1 protein-coding gene is annotated in these 2,112 nt (G+C 68.7%); it reads left to right on the top strand.

What is annotated here, in order from left to right; genetic code table 11:
- The first annotated feature begins 164 nt into the window (after window positions 1-164).
- Window positions 165-2,003 (top strand): alpha-keto acid decarboxylase family protein, encoded by a 1,839-nt coding sequence (locus ACWEMJ_RS34100; protein WP_452141021.1) that lies wholly within the window; start codon window positions 165-167, stop codon window positions 2,001-2,003.
- Window positions 2,004-2,112 lie beyond the last annotated feature (109 nt).

The raw sequence follows: 2,112 nt of genomic DNA on the forward strand, positions 1-2,112 counted from the left end.
CCCGCTCCACGCCGACTTCGGCTTCAACGAACTCAAGGGCTTCGCCCGCGCCCACCCCGAAGTCACCCGCCGCCACCACAGCACCCTCCTCCTCCAGGCCGCGCGCCGCCACCGGCCGCCGGGAGACGGCTCCGCCGGGAGGACCAACAGGAGGCACCGCACCGATGAGCAGCAGCAACGACGAATGGACCGTGGGCCGCTACCTGGCCACCCGACTCGAACAATTGGGCATCCGGTACGTGTTCGGCGTGCCGGGAGACCTGCTCGGCCCGTTCCTCACCGTCATGCAGGACACCACCTCGGTGCGCTGGGTCGGCACCCCGACCGAGATGGGCGCCGGCTACGCGGCCGACGCCTACGCGCGGGTACGGCTCGCCGACGCCGCCCCGGACCAGCCCGAGCAGGGCGTCGCCGCGGTCGCGGTGACGTACAGCGTGGGAGCGTTCAGCCTGCTCAACACCATCGGCGGCGCGTACGTCGAGGACGTGCCACTGATCGCGATCAACGGCGCGCCCTCCTACGAGCAGTGGCTCAACTTCCAGGCCGTGGGCCTGCTCACCACGCACATGAGCCCGCGCCGGGAGAGCAACCTGGACGTCTACCGCCAGGTCACGGTGGACGCCCAGGTACTCTCCAACCCGGGTCTCGCACCCTCCCAGATCGACAGCGCCATCACCGCCTGCCTGACCGAGCGCAAACCGGTCTACCTGGAGGTGATGGAGGACCTCTGGGAAGCCCCCTGCAACCCCCCGGAGGGCCAACTGCGGGCCTACCGGCGGCCGTTCACCAAGCGGAACGAGAAGATCCTGGACCAGGCCGTGGCGGCGGCCGTGGACCTGATCACCAAGTTCGGCACGCCCATCGTGTGGGCCGGCGAGGAACTGGTCCGACAGCGCCTGGAGGGCGAACTGCTGGAGTTCGTCGAGGCCACCGAGATGCAGTTCTGCACCACCGTCGGCGCGAAGTCCGTGGTCTCCGAACAGCACCCGCTGTTCGCGGGCGTCTACAACGGCAAGGCGAGCCTGCCGGAGATCCGCAAGACCTTCAAGAACGCGGGCTGCCGGATCGGCCTCGGCACCTGGTCCACGTCCAAGAACCTGAACGGCGAGCAGTCCATCGGCGACGACTGGACGGTGGCGGCCCGCGGCGGCGTCAGCGTCGGCGCCAACTACTTCCCCGACGTCCAACTCGGCCACTTCATCCCGGCCCTGAGGACCGCCCTGGAAGGCCGCACCTTCCCCGCCGACCACTTCGCACTGGCCCACAAGGCCGGCCTCGACGTACCCGCCACCACCGCCGAGTTCCTCGGCTCGCTCAGCGCCCGGCACGCCAGGACGACCGAACTGACCTACGACAGTTTCTTCGAGCGCATCAACGACTTCCTGCTGAACGAGGCCACCGGCGGCGACCCGGAAGCCCCCTCCCCGTTCACCGTCGTCTCGGACGCGGCGTTCGCCCTGCTCGGCTCGATGAACCTGCGGATCAACGAACGCGCCGGCTACCTCGCCCAGAACAGCTGGCTGGCCATCGGCTACTCGGTCGGCGCGGCCACCGGCGTGGCCCTCGGCCGGCAACAGCCGCTCAAACGCCCGCTGGTGTTCGTCGGCGACGGCTCGTTCCAGGAGACCTGCCAGGAACTCTCCACCCAGGTCCGCCAGCACCTGCGGCCGGTCTTCTTCGTCCTCGACAACGAGGGCTTCTACGGCATCGAACAGATGCTGGTCCACCCCTGCTACTACAAGTCCCAGGCCTCCGACGGCGCCGACTTCTACAACGTCCTGCACCCCTGGCGCTACGAGAAACTCGCCGAGGTCTTCGGCTCCGAGAAGGACCGCATGCACGGCTTCGAAATCGCCACCCACGCCGAACTCGACACCCTCCTCGCCGACCTCGCCGACCCCGCCAACGACCTCAACCACGCCCCGATCCTGGCCCGAATCCGCCTCAGCCGCCACGACTACCCGAGGGCCCTCCAGTACAAGATCGACGAGAACTGCCCCTGACCCACGATCTCCGGCCGGCCCGGAAACGCGAAAAAGCCCCCCGCCAGAAATGGCGGGGGGCTTTCCCTGAATAATTGTTCGGCGGCGTCCTACTCTCCCACAGGGTCCC

The sequence above is a fragment of the Kitasatospora sp. NPDC004531 genome, from assembly GCF_053602195.1.

Coding starts and splice junctions, on each gene's coding strand:
- ACWEMJ_RS34100 (WP_452141021.1), top strand. CDS start 165: ATGAGCAGCAGCAACGACGAATGGACCGTGGGCCGCTACCTGGCCACC.